Here is a 14706-nt window from a genome sequence, read left to right as displayed (position 1 = left end):
GTTTGCGCCTCCCCTCGGGCCGGCGCTGCCCTCAGTTCGTATTATAGAACGGCTTTGAACAACCGTAGGGCGGGCTTCAGCCCGCCATTCACCTGACCCAATCCCAACGCGCGCGGATCGGATGGGTTTGGTGGCGGGCTGAAGCCCGCCCTACGGGGATGGAATGGTGGGTTGGAAACCCACCCTACGTAAGATGGGTGTTCTCACCCATCACCCCACTGTGACCCACCTCACAGCCTCAACCGCCCCCTCCTGCTACATTTGACCCAACGGAACCCTCGGCAGGAGGCGCAGATGTCCACATCCATGATCCCTATCATCGCCCTCGGGTCGGCGGGTCTCTATTCCGTGGCCATGATCGCGATGAAGTTCTGGTGGAAACTCCCCGGTGTGGGGCTGGGCCTGCTGATCGTTGCGACCCTGCTGGCCGGGGCGACGCTGGAGCTCGCCGCGCTGCGCGACGAACGGCTGGGCATCATCTATACCGGCATTCTGGGGGCCGAGGTTGTTCTGATCGCCATCGCTTCATTCTTTCTGTTCGGCGAAAACTTCTCGTATCGTGAGGGGTTTGGCATCGCTCTGGTCATCCTCGGCACCGCTTTGGCCTGGGCCTGAGGCGAACATGAAGCCAACATTAAGCCTCCTTTAGAAAACTTGTATGACGCCCGAACCTTCCCAATCTGTTTAAGGAAGGCCAACGATGGCCGCACAGTTCGGAGGAGAGACCATGACCAGATATATGACTGCCGGAGCAGCCGCTTTGGCCACGAGCCTCACCCTTGGAACCGCCGCTCTGGCCGATACATCGCCAGACCTGCGCGGGGCCTGGACCGGCACCTATACCAAGGTGTCCCCGTCCCGCACCGCAACCGGTGATGCCCCGCGTTTCCACGATGGCGAATGGTTGCTGGATATTCAGAAGCAGCAGGAAAACCTGTTCTGGGGTCCCAGCATGTGGCGGCCTAACGCTGATGCGGACTGGCGGGTCTATGATGCCACCGGCACCATCAGTCTGGATGGGTCTGGCACCATCGGATTGGTCGAAAGTTCGGCCGACCCAGAGATCGGTGTGAATGCACTGGTGGATGCCAAGTATCAGGACGGCAAGATTTATGCGGATTTCCGTAGCCTGCGCCGCGGGACAGCGTACAGCGTTGTTCTGGAGCGTCAGGTGAACTGAAGCGTCTCTGGTCCGACGGGTTGAGGGGGTATGTACCGCCGTTGTTATTAGAATGCGGCATTGTTTAATTGGTATCCCGCTCGGGTCAGGGCGCTTCTCATAAACGGAACCAACGTCTCCGTAGCGAGGAGGTGGGTCGGGCGGTCAGTTCACCGTCCGCGACAGACTCCGATCCACCGCGCTAGAATGCGTTTCTCGGGTTGGGTCATCTGGATCTCACGCACTTTCAGGGCAGCTTCGCGCGGTGAGGTTAAGCGCTATCTGGCCCTGGGTCACCAAATCGTCCAGGCAGGTGCAGGCTTGGGGAATCTTGTAGCACATGGGTGCCATTCGTTTTGTACACCTCGAAAGATTGGCGGACCGAGTGGTGTGCAAATCCTGCAAGTCCAGCCTAGCCGACCGCAGGTTGCCTTGTTCGTCAAGTGGGGAGAATTGGAGATTTCGGAGTGTGGTTTTAGGCTTGGGGTAAGTTTTGTCATCCCCAAAGCGGACGTAAAACAAGGCCCCATTGCAACAGCAAAAGAGCCCCGTTTTCGCGTCATGTTATGGGTGTTTAGTCAGCTTAGGTGTAGCAGATAAGCCAACCGCACCTAGCTGCGTGTCAGAGGTTTTCCTGAACGTCAGTTGCTGCGCCTTGTATGGCGTCGCCAGCGTTTTCAATATCTTTGCCAGCGCCTTTTGCGGTTTCGCAAGCCGTCAGTGCAAACAGGCTCAGGCCAATCAGAATTACGCGGATCATACGTGTCTCCTCAGTACATAATCCTCTTTTCGGTAGCACCTTTTGCGCACCTGAACCAGTGCCTTAGCTGCATTTTGCTACCAGCTGGTTTCAAAGCGCAACTTGCTTGTTCACCTCATGGGTGCCGACCTTGCAAGAATGGAGGTGGGTCGGCTTTGCACGATGGGCAAGCCAGCCTTAGGTATTGTTATCGCTGCAGAAAAGTTCGTACACAACTTCAAGCATGCGGCGCGAACGATCGTCTGCCAGTCGATAATAGATCGCCTTGCCTTCACGCCGCGGTGCGACCAACCCCTCTAGTCGCAGGCGGGAGAGCTGTTGTGACACTGCAGCTTGTCGGGCTGACAGAAGATCTTCCAGTTCGGTTACAGACTTTTCGCCCGAGGTCAGGTGACACAGGATCATCAAACGGCCTTCGTGGCTTATGGCTTTAAGGAAGTTCGATGCACGCGTTGCATTGTCGACCATAAGATCCATGTCTTCCTTAGACATGTCGTGTGACAGCTGGGGGAGTGCCATATTCGTCTTCCTTGCGAACCCGTCAGTTGGGTGTTGATTCAATAGCGGGGCTACCGGTGAGGAGAATCCGCGTTCGTAGTTGCCTTATACGCTTGTTTGCGAGTGCATGAATCAGAATATCGTGATGAGCAAAAGGGGAACTAACGGCGAATTTCCCCGGTGTTGCCAGGGTAAAATGCAACCTGCACTCGGTAAGGGTAGGTCGGTGCCGGTCCATCGTCGGACCCGTTATGCTGTATGGCGCAGAGTACCGATTGCCACCTGTTCTCGAACAGCCCCCTTGCAGCCCCCGGGTGGCAATACTAAGACTCGGGTAACTCTCGTTGGGGTAAAGTCCCGATCCATAGCAAAGCAGGCAGGTTCCGAATGTTCGATCCAGTAGATACCTACATGAATACGCTCGTTCCCATGGTCGTCGAGCAGACCAGCCGGGGTGAACGCGCATATGACATTTTCTCACGTCTGCTGAAAGAGCGGATCATTTTCATCAACGGCCCGATCCACGACGGGATGAGCCATCTGATCGTGGCCCAGTTGCTGCATCTTGAGGCGGAAAACCCGAACAAAGAAATCTCGATGTATATCAATTCGCCGGGTGGCGTGGTGACCAGCGGTTTGTCGATTTACGATACAATGCAGTACATCAAGCCGAAATGTTCGACATTGGTGATCGGTCAGGCGGCCTCGATGGGGTCGGTTCTGCTGGCCGGTGGCGAGAATGGCATGCGCTTTTCGCTGCCCAACAGCCGCATCATGGTGCACCAGCCAAGTGGTGGGTATCAGGGGCAGGCCAGCGATATCATGATCCATGCGGCCGAGACGCAGAAACTCAAGGATCGCCTGTATGATATCTACGTTCGTCATACCGGGCAGACCAAAAAGTCGGTTGAAAAAGCGCTGGACCGTGACAATTTCATGAGCCCGGAAGAAGCCAAAGAGTGGGGTCACATCGACGAGATCGTCGAAAATCGCGCAAAAATGGATACGGAAGAGGCCTGATGCCAAAACCCCGCGTCACCGGCGCGGGGGTCATTTTGAGATTGTAGCCGTCACAGTGCTGGCCTAAGCTGCATGAACAGGCGCAAACGCGTTCCGCAAAGGGGCGCAGGGATGGAGCCCGAAAGGTAGATCATGGCGACGAATTCAGGCGGTGACGGCAAAAACACGCTCTACTGCAGCTTTTGCGGCAAAAGCCAGCATGAGGTGCGTAAGCTGATCGCAGGCCCGACCGTTTTTATCTGTGATGAATGTGTCGAGCTGTGCATGGACATCATCCGCGAAGAGACCAAAGCCAGCGGGCTGAAATCTTCGGACGGTGTGCCGACACCAAAAGACATCTGCGAAGTTCTGGACGACTATGTGATCGGTCAGGCCACCGCCAAGCGGGTTCTGTCGGTTGCGGTCCACAATCACTACAAGCGCCTAAATCACGCTCAGAAGTCGGGCGGTGATATTGAACTGGCCAAATCTAACATCCTGCTGATCGGTCCGACGGGTTGCGGGAAGACGTTGCTGGCGCAGACGCTGGCGCGGATACTGGATGTGCCGTTTACCATGGCCGACGCAACGACGCTGACCGAGGCGGGTTATGTGGGTGAGGATGTCGAAAACATCATCCTCAAGCTGTTGCAGTCCAGTGAATACAACGTCGAACGCGCGCAGCGCGGCATCGTCTATATCGACGAGGTCGACAAGATCACGCGCAAGTCTGAAAATCCCTCGATCACCCGTGATGTGTCGGGTGAGGGTGTGCAGCAGGCGCTGCTGAAATTGATGGAAGGCACTGTTGCCAGCGTTCCTCCGCAAGGAGGTCGCAAGCATCCGCAGCAGGAATTCCTGCAGGTGGACACGACAAACATCCTGTTCATCTGTGGCGGTGCGTTTGCAGGATTGGACAAGATCATCGCACAACGCGGCAAAGGCTCGGCCATGGGCTTTGGTGCTGACGTGCGAGACAATGACGATCGCGGCGTGGGCGAGATTTTCAAGGAACTCGAACCCGAAGATCTGTTGCGATTTGGCCTGATCCCCGAATTTGTTGGCCGTCTACCGGTTCTGGCAACGCTTGAAGATCTGGACGAGGACGCCCTGGTCACCATCCTGACCAAGCCGAAGAACGCGTTGGTCAAGCAATACCAGCGCCTGTTCGAGTTGGAAGATGCTGAACTCGGCTTTACTGATGATGCGCTTAAGGCGATTGCCAAGAAAGCCATCGAGCGCAAAACCGGAGCGCGCGGGCTGCGGTCGATCCTGGAAGATATCTTGCTGGATACCATGTTCGAACTGCCGGGTATGAAGAATGTGACCGAGGTTGTTGTGAATGAAGAGGCTGTAAACTCGGAAGCGCAACCGCTGATCATCTACGCAGATGCGGCGCCTGAATCGGCGTCGGCTGGTTAAACACTGCACAATCGCAGAATCATACGGCGCGGTACCTTCCGCGCCGTTTTTTGTTGGAGTGAATTCAAATGATCAAACGTATTTCGTCAGGCGGAGAATTCGAGGCCAAAGTTGGATACAGCCGGGCCGTGGTCGCCGGAAACTGGATCCATGTTGCCGGCACGGTCGGGCAGGGTGATGGGGTTGTTGCGCAATGCCAATCAGCGCTGTCTATCATCGAAAAAGCCCTGACCGAAGCGGGGGCAGGGTTTTCGGATGTGGTGCGGGTCACCTATATGTTGCCAGACCGCGCTGAATTCGAACCATGCTGGCCTATGTTGGCGAAAACCTTTGGCGCGAACCCGCCAGCAGCAACCATGATCGAATGTGGTTTGATCGACCCGAAGTACCGGATCGAAATCGAAGTTACCGCCTTCTTGCCGGAGTGATGCAGAACATCCGGCGGCACTGGACCTTGGCGGACCTTTGGTCCATATCTGCTGGAATAGAAATGCCGGAGGCAGCCAATGGGAATCCTGAACACTCTTTTGCGGGCCGTGACGTGGTGGAACGGGGCAACCCTGAACACGCAAATCTACACTGCGCGTAAGGGCGTTAAAGTTGGCGAAGACAACGAAGGCAATGTGTTTTACCGCAATGCGGATGACAGCAAGCGCTGGGTGATTTTTAACGGCGAGGCCGAGGCCAGTCGGGTCGATCCTGAATGGCACGGATGGCTGCACCGGACCTGGGATGAGCCGCCAACGGACAGGCCGTTGCCGCATAAATCCTGGGAAAAACCGCATCAAGAGAACCTGACGGGAACGGCCCTGGCCTATACCCCTGCTGGATCGCTGCGCCGGGCTGAACCGGTTGAGCGTAAGGATTACGAGGCCTGGAGCCCGGAGTAAACGAGGCGAGCAATGTCCCACAATTGGACCGAAGTTATTGTCGGCGGCGCTGTTTTGGCGTGCGCTGTTGCGTTTGGCGTCTATGCGAGCCAATCCACGGGCCTGTCGCAAAACAGCGCAGGGTACCAATTGGGCGCATCGTTCCGCTCACTTGAAGGGGTTGGCGTCGGCACTGACGTGCGTCTGGCTGGCGTCAAGATTGGCGCGGTCACAGACGTGACCCTGAACCCGGACACTTACCGGGCAGATACAACGTTTTCGGTTGCAGACGGTATTCTTGTCCCGGATGACAGCGCCATCGTGATCTCGTCCGAAGGGCTGTTGGGTGGGAACTTCGTCGAGGTTATGCCCGGCGGGTCGCCTTTCTTTTTCGAACCCGGAGATGAGATTGAAGATACTCAAGGCGCGGTCAGCCTGATCTCGCTACTGGTCAAGTTTGTGGCTGGGGACGGCCGCGAATGATGCGTGCGGTCCTCCTGTCTTTGCTGTTGGTGGGAACAAGCGCGACAGCACAGCAAAAGGTTCAGTCCGGTCCTGGGGCGTTGTTGCGCGGATTGGACAAGGTGAACGGGCAGACCGTCGATGTTGAAATGCAGAACGGCCAAACCCAATCGGTTTTCGGGTTGGATGTTGCCTTGGGCGATTGCCGCTATCCGGTGGACAATCCAACCGGGGATGCCTTCGCCTATCTGACCATCTGGGACACAGGCAAAGCGGATCAATTGTTTGATGGCTGGATGATCGCGACCTCACCAGCGCTGAATGCTTTGGATCACTCGCGCTATGACGTCTGGGTGATCCGCTGTATCACACCGTCAGCGGACTGAGACAGCGGCGCGGTGAAATCGGCGCCGGCGTTGATCGCCTCTTCCAGAAATGAACGGTACCGACTGCGCTGTATCTCGATAGCGCCCAGGGACGCCAGATGCGCAGTCAGAAATTGCGTATCGAACAGTTGGAATCTGGTTTGCTGTAGACGATCCACCAGATAGGCCAGCGCAACTTTCGACGCATCCGTGCGGCGAGAGAACATGCTTTCCCCGAAAAATGCAGCACCCAGAACGACGCCGTAGACACCACCCACCAAAGAGGTCCCTTCCCAGACTTCAAGAGAATGGGCATGGCCCGAACGGTGCAGGTGTTGATACAGGCCCCGCAGCTCGTCATTGATCCAGGTATCGGCGCGGTCGGCGCAGCCATCCACAACACCGGCGAAATCCTGGTCGATTGTCACATCGAAACCGCAGTTTCGGATCCGGCGGGCAAGGCTGCGTGAGATGTGAAACCCATCCAACGGAAAAATGCCACGAACTTTGGGGTCGACCCAAAATAACTCGGGGTCGTGACGATGCTCTGCCATCGGGAAGATGCCGATAGAGTAGCCGTGCAGTAAAAGTTCGGGGGACAGGCTCATTCGGGGTGTCCGAAGGCCGGCGGATGACCCACCGGCCCAGCGTTGTTAGTCGGCCATGTTCTCCGCAAGCCAGTGCTCCAGCCAGTGGATGTTATAGTCGCCGCTTTGGACGTCAGCGTTCTGAAGAAGCTCATGAAACAGCGGTACCGTTGTGTCGATGCCGTCCACGATCAGTTCACCCAATGCCCGGTCGAGGCGTGCCAGTGCTTCGGGCCGGTCGCGACCTTGCACAATCAGCTTGGCGATCAACGAGTCGTAGTAGGGCGGAATCGAGTACCCGTCATACAGCGCTGAATCCATCCGTACACCCAGCCCACCGGGTGCGTGATAGGCCGTGATCTTACCGGGGCAGGGCGAGAAATTCGGCAACTTTTCGGCGTTGATCCGAACCTCGATCGCGTGACCGTTGATCACAAGATCGTCCTGACCGAATGACATCGGTTCCCCCGCAGCGACGAGGATTTGTTCGCGTACCAGATCGACGCCGAAGATGCCTTCGGTCACCGGGTGTTCCACCTGAAGGCGGGTGTTCATCTCGATGAAATAGAACTCGCCGTTTTCATACAGGAACTCGATGGTGCCCGCGCCGATATAGTTGATCTTGGCAACTGCATCCGCACAGACCTTGCCGATTTTGGCGCGTTCTTCTGCGGTGATCGTGGGGCCGGGGGCCTCTTCAAACACCTTCTGGTGGCGGCGTTGCAGCGAGCAGTCGCGTTCGCCCAGATGCACGGCCTTGCCTTTACCGTCGCCAAAGACCTGAATTTCGATATGGCGTGGTGTGGTCAGGTATTTCTCGATGTAGACTTCGTCATTGCCAAAGTTAGACTTGCCCTCGGCCCGCGCGGTCATGAAGGCGCTTTCCATCTGATCGGCACTCATCGCGACTTTCATGCCGCGTCCACCGCCGCCGGCGGTGGCCTTGATGATGACGGGATAGCCGAATTCTTCGCCGATACGCTTGGCCGCCGCCAGATCGGGAACACCACCATCCGAGCCCGGAACGCAAGGCACACCCAGCGCCTTCATCGTGTCCTTGGCGGTGATCTTGTCACCCATGACGCGGATATGTTCGGCGGTGGGGCCGATGAAGGTGATGTCGTGATCTTCAACGATCTGCACAAACTCGGCATTCTCGGACAGAAAGCCATAGCCGGGGTGGATCGCTTGCGCGCCTGTTATTTCGCAGGCCGAGATAATCGCAGGCACTGACAGATAGCTTTGCGGACTGGGCGGGGGGCCAATACAGACCGATTCGTCGGCCATGCGCACATGCATCGCGTCGCTGTCGGCGGTGGAGTGGACGGCGACCGTCTTTATCCCCATTTCGCGGGCAGCGCGGATCACACGCAGGGCGATCTCGCCTCGGTTGGCAATCAGGATCTTGTCGAACATGGGGCCGCCTTACTCGATGATGACCAAAGGAGTGCCAAATTCCACAGCGTCGCCGTCACCCACCAGAATACGCTTGATGGTGCCCGACTTGGGCGCATGGATGTGGTTCATTGTTTTCATTGCTTCGACGATCAGCAAGGTATCGCCCTCGGACACAGACGCGCCGACAGTGATGAATGCAGGAGCAGTCGGTTCGGGCTGCATATACACGGTTCCAACCATCGGCGAGGTCACAGCGCCGGGGTGGCTGGCCGGGTCTTCGACGGCGGCTGGCGCTTCGGCCGGTGCCGCAGCTGGGGCGACGGCAAGTGGAGCAGGGGCTGGAACGGCGACCTGAACCGGCGCGGGTGCGGCCTGAATCTTGCGGCTGACGCGTACATTCAGACTGTCTTCCTCGCCATACTCACGCTTGACTTGTAGTTCGGTCAGGTCATTGTCACGCAGCAATTCAGCCAGTGATTTGATGAACGCAACATCCGCTTCGTGTTTGGTATCTGTCATGAGTGTCCTCGACGGTTCCCCTTTGGCCCGTCTGTTTTGTGCGGGCTTTGATCTGATTACGCAGCGTTATAAGCTATGCGATGTGTCATGAAAAGCGCAGTCTGGCAATGTTAATCCAAGGCTTGAGCAGGCCCAAAAACAGACGGCTCGATCACAGAGGCATTCCCGACAGTTTTGCCACCAGTTCCGGCAACTTGCGGGCGCCGAATTTCTCAAGAAGTCGAGCGCGATAAGCCTCGATCGTGCGGTAGCTCAATCCCAATTCTATGCCGATTTCCTTGGCAGACAGACCGCGGCACGACATGATCGCTACCTCGCGTTCCCGAACGGTGAGCTCAACCAATGGCCGCTCTTCGGAGATGTCAGAAAAGCTCCAGATACCGTGGCGGAACGGGTCCTCGGGGGTCAAAGACCGGCCGCGTGCACGGCACCAGAACAGATCGCCATTACGCCGCCGCATGACACGTTCATCAGTATAGTAACCAGTGTCCCTCATCACCTGCAGGCTGCGTTCGCCAATCCTCTCCCAATCAGCGACAGAGGGGTAAAGTTGCAACAGAGGCATGTTGCGATATTCGGATTCTTCGCCGCCGAAGGTCCTTGAAAACTGCAAATTGCAGCGCCGGATGATCCGGTTTTCCAACTCTACCAGTCCGATTGGCGCGTATTCAAAGGCGGGATCACTCATCTGCGTATGGTGCAGGGAAACCGAGTGGAAATGAAGAGGTGATCCAAGGTCTTGCGCATATGGGACTTCAGATTGGTGTGCGAAGAACCAAGCGCGGTTTGTCAAAGTTGTAAAGTGGTTCTGAAAAATGATGTGTAAGTTATAGAAATTGATAAGATGTTCTGAAAATTGATGACCTCTCAATTGTGGTCGATAGCCATTGAGGACGTAACAAATGCGCAATACGTTGACCGGAAGCCGGATACGGGAAAGGCGGCAGATTGCAGGGTTGCGACAGGCTGAGCTTGCACGTCGGGTCGGAATCTCGGCCTCCTATCTGAACCTGATCGAACACAACCGGCGCCGGATCGGGGGCAAACTGCTGGTCGATATTGCCGGGGCGTTGTCCGTCGAACCCTCGTTGCTGACGCAGGGAATCGAGGCCACTTTGATTTCGGCATTGCGCGAAGCTGCGGTGGATTCGGTCGGTCATCAGGCCGAGCTGGACGTGCTTGAGGAGTTTGCCGGACGTTTCCCGGGATGGGCCGGTGTTCTGGCGCAGATGCACCGGCGTGTCGTGTCGCTTGAGCGTACCGTAGAGACCCTATCCGACAGGCTGACCCATGACCCCCATCTTGCGGCGTCGATGCACGAGGTTCTTTCCACAGCTGCCGCGATCCGATCAACCGCAGCCATTCTGGCCGACACTCAGGAAATCGACGCCGAGTGGCAGGACCGCTTTCACCGGAACCTGCATCAGGATGCGGAAAGACTGGCGGATAGTTCCAAGGCGCTGGTGAATTATCTGGACGACAGCGACTCAGCAGCGGATCCGCGCGGGGTCCCGTTGGAGGAGGTCGAAGCCTTTTTTGAAGCGCGGGGGCACAGCTTTCCCCAGCTTGAAACTGATGGTGATGCCGGGGCTATCGATTTGGATGGTCTGAACACTGCGGCCGCACGCAGGGTTGCCCACGATTTGCTGGATCTCTGCGCTGCTGATGCACGTGCCATGCCTTTGAGCAAGCTGAAAGCCACTTTGAAAGAGAAAGAGCCTGAGCCGATTGAGTTGGCGCAGGTGTTTTCGGTCGACATGGCCACCGTTCTCAGACGGCTTGCCTTTTTGCCCGAAGGCGTTCTGCAGCGTCCGGCGGGGCTTGTGATATGCGATGCGTCTGGGGGTATCTTGTTCTTAAAGCAAATTCCCGGCCTCGCCATACCTCGCCATGGCGAGGCCTGCCCGCTATGGCCGCTGTATTCAGCCTTGAACCAGCCCTTGGTGCCGATAAGAAGGCGTATCTTGCAACTGGGGCGCAGCGCAGCCGAGTTTGAGTGTCACGCTTATGCCTGGCCGCATTCGCTGTCTGGATATGACTTAGCTCCGGCCTATCGATCGGTGATGCTGGTGCGTCCGGCGGGGGACGGCGCGCTTGGCACGGTCGCGACACATGTCGGTCCAAACTGCCGTGTTTGTCCCAGCGATGACTGCGAGTCGCGGCGTGAGCCATCGATTTTGAGTGAAGGTTTTTGACAGTTTCCTGACAGAACGCTTAATCTGGCCGCGGCGGGTTGCCATACGTGCGATCTGCCATGGGGAGGGATTGAAAATATGAGCCGGAAGGTTCTGTTGATTGAGGATGAGCCGAACATAGCTGAGGCGATCCGGTTTTTGCTGACCCGTGAAGGGTGGCAGGTTCAAACGCATGGCGATGGCGTGGATGCGCTTCAGGTGATTCGGGCCGCAAATCCCGATCTGGTCATATTGGATGTCATGCTGCCGGGCAAAAGTGGCATGGATATTCTGCGGGACTTGCGAGAGCAGGACGGCATGCAAAGCCTGCCTGTGCTGATGTTGACCGCGCGCGGTCAGTCCCGCGACCGTGAAATGGCCGAAAACGCCGGGGTCAGCCGGTTTATGACCAAGCCTTTCTCCAATGCCGAGGTGCTGACCGCTGTACGCGACCTGCATGCTCAGGCAACGCGGTTATGACGGCCGAAGGAGAGTCCGAACGCAAGCCGTCGGGTCAAAGGCCCTCAGTTTTTCTGGAACGACAAAGCTATCGCCGCCGCAGGCTCACCGATGCTGCTCGGTTGCTGCCGTTTTTGGGGGCCGCGCTGTTCGCACTGCCATTGCTTTGGCCGGGGCTGTCTGCTGAAGGTCAAGCGGTGCCCCTGTCCTCGGCCATGTTTTACATCTTCGCCTGTTGGGGAGGATTGATCCTTGTTGGCCTGATCTTCGGTATGGCAGCGCGTCGCCTGCGGACGCGTGACGAGTCCGAAACGGAAGCGGACCAATGGCGACGCTGAACATCCTGATCCTGGTTTGCCTTGGGTATGTCGTACTATTGTTCGGCGTCGCGTTTGCCGCTGATCGCATGGCGGCGGCTGGGCGGGGCAAGTGGCTTCGGTCTCCGTTGGTCTACACCTTGTCCCTCTCAATCTATTGTACGGCTTGGACATTTTACGGAGCCGTTGGAAACGCAGCGCGATCCGGGCTGGAATTTGTCACAATTTACCTTGGGCCGACCTTGGTCATGGTCAGCTGGTGGTGGGGATTGCGAAAGCTTGTGCGCGTCGGCCGCAGTCAGAGGGTCACCTCGATTGCTGACCTGCTGTCCTCGCGTTACGGAAAATCAAACACCTTGGCGGTGTGTGTGACTATTCTCGCTGTCCTCGGGGGCACGCCCTATATTGCGCTGCAACTGCAATCGATAACCCTGTCCTTCTCGATCTTTGCCGAAGCAGACCCGTCGGGCCTTTATCGAGAAGGATCAAGTGTATTTTGGGTCGCTACTGGGCTGGCCGTGTTTGCCATTCTTTTCGGCACGCGCAATCTGGATGCCAACGAGCGTCACCACGGCGTTGTCACCGCTATCGCATTGGAATCGGTCGTCAAACTGTTCGCATTACTTGCGGTTGGTGTCTTCGTTGTCTGGGGTGTGGCGGGTGGCATGAGCCCAATGATGGACCGCATCGACGCCTCGGAAATCGGCCGGTGGAATGTGGATGCCGGGCGCTGGACCACATTAATCTTCCTGTCAGCTGCAGCTTTTGTCTGCCTGCCGCGCATGTTTCAGGTGATGATCGTCGAAAACGACGACGAAGGCCACTTGCGGATGGCCGCATGGGCTTTCCCTTTGTATTTGCTGTTAATGAGCCTGTTTGTGGTTCCGATCGCCGTTGTTGGATTGGATCTGCTGCCCGAAGGCTCAAACCCGGATTTGTTTGTTCTGACGGTCCCTCTGTCACAAGGCAATGATTGGTTGGCGATGCTTTCGTTCATAGGTGGGTTTTCCTCGGCCACATCCATGGTGATTGTGACCGCGATGGCCTTGTCGACTATGGTGTCGAACCACGTGGTCATGCCGATCTGGCTGAATACGCAGGAAGGCCTGGGTTCGATTTCGGGTGATGTACGCAACATCGTCCTGATGGCGCGCCGGGTTTCGATCGCTGTGATTATGGCGCTGGGCTATTTCTACTACAGCTTGTCTGGCGGCGGGACCGCGCTGTCGTCAATCGGGCTGGTTGCGTTTGCCGGGATTTCCCAAATCTTGCCCGCTTTGGTCGGCGGACTCTTCTGGCGCGGTGCGACACGCACGGGGGCCTTGGTCGGGTTGACTGTCGGATTTGTCTTGTGGACTTACACGTTGCTGTTGCCGGGAATGGGCGGCGTTTGGATGCCCGAGACGGTTATGCAGAACGGATTGTTCGGGCTTGGCTGGCTGCGCCCACAAGCCTTGTTCGGGATCGAGGGCATGGATCCGATGGTACACACTGTCATGTGGTCATTGTCCCTGAACACGGTCGCGTTTTGCATCACATCATTGTTCAGTTTTCCCAGCCCCCTGGAACGCTTGCAGGGCGCGCAGTTCGTCAATGTCTTTGATCATTCTGCCACTCCGCGCGGCTGGACCGGGTCTGTCGCCCAAAGCGAAGACTTGATGATCATGACGCAGCGCATTTTGGGAGCGGGCCCCGCGCAGGAATTTTTTCAGACCGAAGCCGAACAACAGGGCGGCCGGTCGCGTTTGCCCGAGCCGACACCGGGTTTCCTCAACCGTCTTGAGCGAGAGCTGAGCGGTTCGGTCGGGGCAGCCACAGCGCATGCAATGATCGGTCAAATCGTGGGTGGCTCGTCTGTTTCAGTCGAGGATCTGCTGGCGGTGGCCGACGAATCTGCTCAGTTGCTTGAATACTCCAGCCAATTGGAAGTGAAATCAGCTGAACTGAGCCGAACCGCGCGCAAGTTGCGAGAAGCGAATACCAAGCTGACTCAGATATCGGAGCAAAAAGACAGCTTCCTAAGTCAAGTCAGCCATGAGCTGCGAACGCCCATGACCTCGATCCGTGCGTTTTCCGAGATCATGCGCGACACCAAAGGTCTACGAGGGACAGAACAGACACGTTACGCTGCGATCATTCACGATGAAGCCTTAAGACTGACGCGCCTATTGGATGATCTACTGGACCTGAGTGTGTTGGAAAGCGGGCAGGTTAGTTTGAATGTCGGCGATGACAGCCTCCGCTCGGTTCTGGATCGGGCGGTATCAAGTGCTTTGGCCGGAACCGACGAGAAATTGGCCGTGCGGCGCAGCCGAGCGTCCGAACGCATTCCGCTCCATACTGATCTGGACCGTTTGGGTCAGGTGTTTATCAATCTGATTTCGAACGCGCAGAAATACTGTGAATCCCCTGACCCCATCTTGACGATTTCAGCCCATGATGTGGGGGGACGGGTGGTGATCGATTTCACGGACAATGGAAGTGGCATCCCGCCCGAGGCGCAGTCGATGGTATTCGAGAAATTCGCGCGCGTAGGTGTCGACAAAGCGGGGGGGGCCGGGCTGGGCTTGGCGATCTGCCGCGAGATCATGCAGCGCCTTGGGGGCGAGATCAGCTATTTGCCTGGACAGGGCGGCGGCGCCTTTCGCGTAAGCCTTCCACTGGCTTACCAACAAGCGGCGCAGTGACGGCGGCATAAAGAACTTCGTAACGGTCGTC

18 protein-coding genes are annotated in these 14706 nt (G+C 57.1%); 12 read left to right on the top strand and 6 right to left on the bottom strand.

Annotated features, from left to right (window positions below):
• Positions 1-294 precede the first annotated feature (294 nt).
• Positions 295-615 carry a hypothetical protein gene (locus tag D9K61_RS11375; protein WP_120633372.1) on the top strand — a complete coding sequence of 107 codons (321 nt, stop codon included), beginning with the start codon at positions 295-297 and terminating at the stop codon, positions 613-615.
• Between the two features lie 112 nt (positions 616-727).
• Positions 728-1180: a hypothetical protein gene (locus D9K61_RS11370; RefSeq protein ID WP_254055745.1), complete on the top strand. Its 453-nt coding sequence runs from the start codon at positions 728-730 to the stop codon at positions 1178-1180.
• A gap of 601 nt (positions 1181-1781) precedes the next feature.
• Here the strand turns inward: D9K61_RS11370 and D9K61_RS11365 are convergent.
• Both D9K61_RS11365 and D9K61_RS11360 read right to left on the bottom strand, forming a co-directional pair.
• Complete coding sequence (locus D9K61_RS11365) at positions 1782-1919, bottom strand: entericidin A/B family lipoprotein (protein ID WP_120633371.1); 138 nt, start codon at positions 1917-1919, stop codon at positions 1782-1784.
• A gap of 177 nt (positions 1920-2096) precedes the next feature.
• Positions 2097-2438: a helix-turn-helix transcriptional regulator gene (locus tag D9K61_RS11360; protein WP_120633370.1), complete on the bottom strand. Its 342-nt coding sequence runs from the start codon at positions 2436-2438 to the stop codon at positions 2097-2099.
• Positions 2439-2804: 366 nt separating this feature from the next.
• Here D9K61_RS11360 and D9K61_RS11355 point away from each other — a divergent pair, with 366 nt between their 5' ends.
• The 6 genes from D9K61_RS11355 (at position 2805) to D9K61_RS11330 (ending at position 6555) form a co-directional block, all read left to right on the top strand.
• The gene (locus D9K61_RS11355) at positions 2805-3437 is read left to right on the top strand and encodes an ATP-dependent Clp protease proteolytic subunit (protein WP_120633369.1); all 633 of its coding nucleotides are present in this window, start codon (positions 2805-2807) and stop codon (positions 3435-3437) included.
• A gap of 132 nt (positions 3438-3569) precedes the next feature.
• Complete coding sequence (clpX, locus tag D9K61_RS11350) at positions 3570-4838, top strand: ATP-dependent Clp protease ATP-binding subunit ClpX (protein ID WP_120633368.1); 1269 nt, start codon at positions 3570-3572, stop codon at positions 4836-4838.
• Between the two features lie 68 nt (positions 4839-4906).
• Positions 4907-5266, top strand: a complete 360-nt coding sequence (locus D9K61_RS11345; RefSeq protein ID WP_120633367.1) for a RidA family protein — start codon at positions 4907-4909, stop codon at positions 5264-5266.
• Positions 5267-5344: 78 nt separating this feature from the next.
• A complete protein-coding gene (locus D9K61_RS11340) occupies positions 5345-5728 on the top strand; it encodes an NADH:ubiquinone oxidoreductase subunit NDUFA12 (protein ID WP_120633366.1) in 384 nt (127 codons plus the stop codon).
• A gap of 12 nt (positions 5729-5740) precedes the next feature.
• Positions 5741-6190, top strand: a complete 450-nt coding sequence (mlaD, locus tag D9K61_RS11335; RefSeq protein ID WP_120633365.1) for an outer membrane lipid asymmetry maintenance protein MlaD — start codon at positions 5741-5743, stop codon at positions 6188-6190.
• Positions 6187-6555: a DUF2155 domain-containing protein gene (locus tag D9K61_RS11330; RefSeq protein WP_120633364.1), complete on the top strand. Its 369-nt coding sequence runs from the start codon at positions 6187-6189 to the stop codon at positions 6553-6555. Before mlaD ends, D9K61_RS11330 begins: the two co-directional genes overlap by 4 nt.
• On the opposite strand, the gene aat is transcribed toward D9K61_RS11330, so the two are convergent.
• The 4 genes from aat to D9K61_RS11310 all read right to left on the bottom strand — a co-directional run bounded on the left by aat (position 6510) and on the right by D9K61_RS11310 (position 9726).
• Complete coding sequence (gene aat / locus D9K61_RS11325; protein WP_120633363.1) at positions 6510-7142, bottom strand: leucyl/phenylalanyl-tRNA--protein transferase; 633 nt, start codon at positions 7140-7142, stop codon at positions 6510-6512. The genes D9K61_RS11330 and aat overlap by 46 nt on opposite strands.
• Before the next feature lie 45 nt (positions 7143-7187).
• Entirely contained in the window at positions 7188-8537 is a 1350-nt protein-coding gene (gene accC, locus D9K61_RS11320; protein WP_120633362.1) for an acetyl-CoA carboxylase biotin carboxylase subunit, read from the bottom strand.
• 9 nt (positions 8538-8546) lie between these two features.
• Positions 8547-9038 (bottom strand): acetyl-CoA carboxylase biotin carboxyl carrier protein, encoded by a 492-nt coding sequence (accB, locus tag D9K61_RS11315; protein ID WP_120633361.1) that lies wholly within the window; start codon positions 9036-9038, stop codon positions 8547-8549.
• Between the two features lie 151 nt (positions 9039-9189).
• Positions 9190-9726: a LuxR C-terminal-related transcriptional regulator gene (locus tag D9K61_RS11310; protein WP_120633360.1), complete on the bottom strand. Its 537-nt coding sequence runs from the start codon at positions 9724-9726 to the stop codon at positions 9190-9192.
• Positions 9727-9940: 214 nt separating this feature from the next.
• Here D9K61_RS11310 and D9K61_RS11305 point away from each other — a divergent pair, with 214 nt between their 5' ends.
• The 4 genes from D9K61_RS11305 to D9K61_RS11290 all read left to right on the top strand — a co-directional run bounded on the left by D9K61_RS11305 (position 9941) and on the right by D9K61_RS11290 (position 14675).
• Positions 9941-11233 carry a helix-turn-helix transcriptional regulator gene (locus D9K61_RS11305; protein WP_120633359.1) on the top strand — a complete coding sequence of 431 codons (1293 nt, stop codon included), beginning with the start codon at positions 9941-9943 and terminating at the stop codon, positions 11231-11233.
• A 78-nt stretch (positions 11234-11311) separates the two neighbouring features.
• Positions 11312-11692 (top strand): response regulator transcription factor, encoded by a 381-nt coding sequence (locus tag D9K61_RS11300; RefSeq protein WP_120633358.1) that lies wholly within the window; start codon positions 11312-11314, stop codon positions 11690-11692.
• Complete coding sequence (locus tag D9K61_RS11295) at positions 11689-12009, top strand: hypothetical protein (protein WP_120633357.1); 321 nt, start codon at positions 11689-11691, stop codon at positions 12007-12009. Before D9K61_RS11300 ends, D9K61_RS11295 begins: the two co-directional genes overlap by 4 nt.
• Positions 11997-14675, top strand: coding sequence for an ATP-binding protein (locus D9K61_RS11290; RefSeq protein WP_120633356.1), 2679 nt, complete (start codon positions 11997-11999; stop codon positions 14673-14675). The genes D9K61_RS11295 and D9K61_RS11290 overlap by 13 nt, the downstream gene beginning before the upstream one ends.
• The last annotated feature ends 31 nt before the right edge of the window (positions 14676-14706 follow it).

It is taken from the genome of Ruegeria sp. EL01, from assembly GCF_900313035.1.
In the GTDB taxonomy this organism is placed as follows: domain Bacteria; phylum Pseudomonadota; class Alphaproteobacteria; order Rhodobacterales; family Rhodobacteraceae; genus Ruegeria.
The sequence above is the reverse complement of the archived record's forward strand: the minus strand, read 5'-3'. Positions and strand labels throughout refer to the sequence as shown.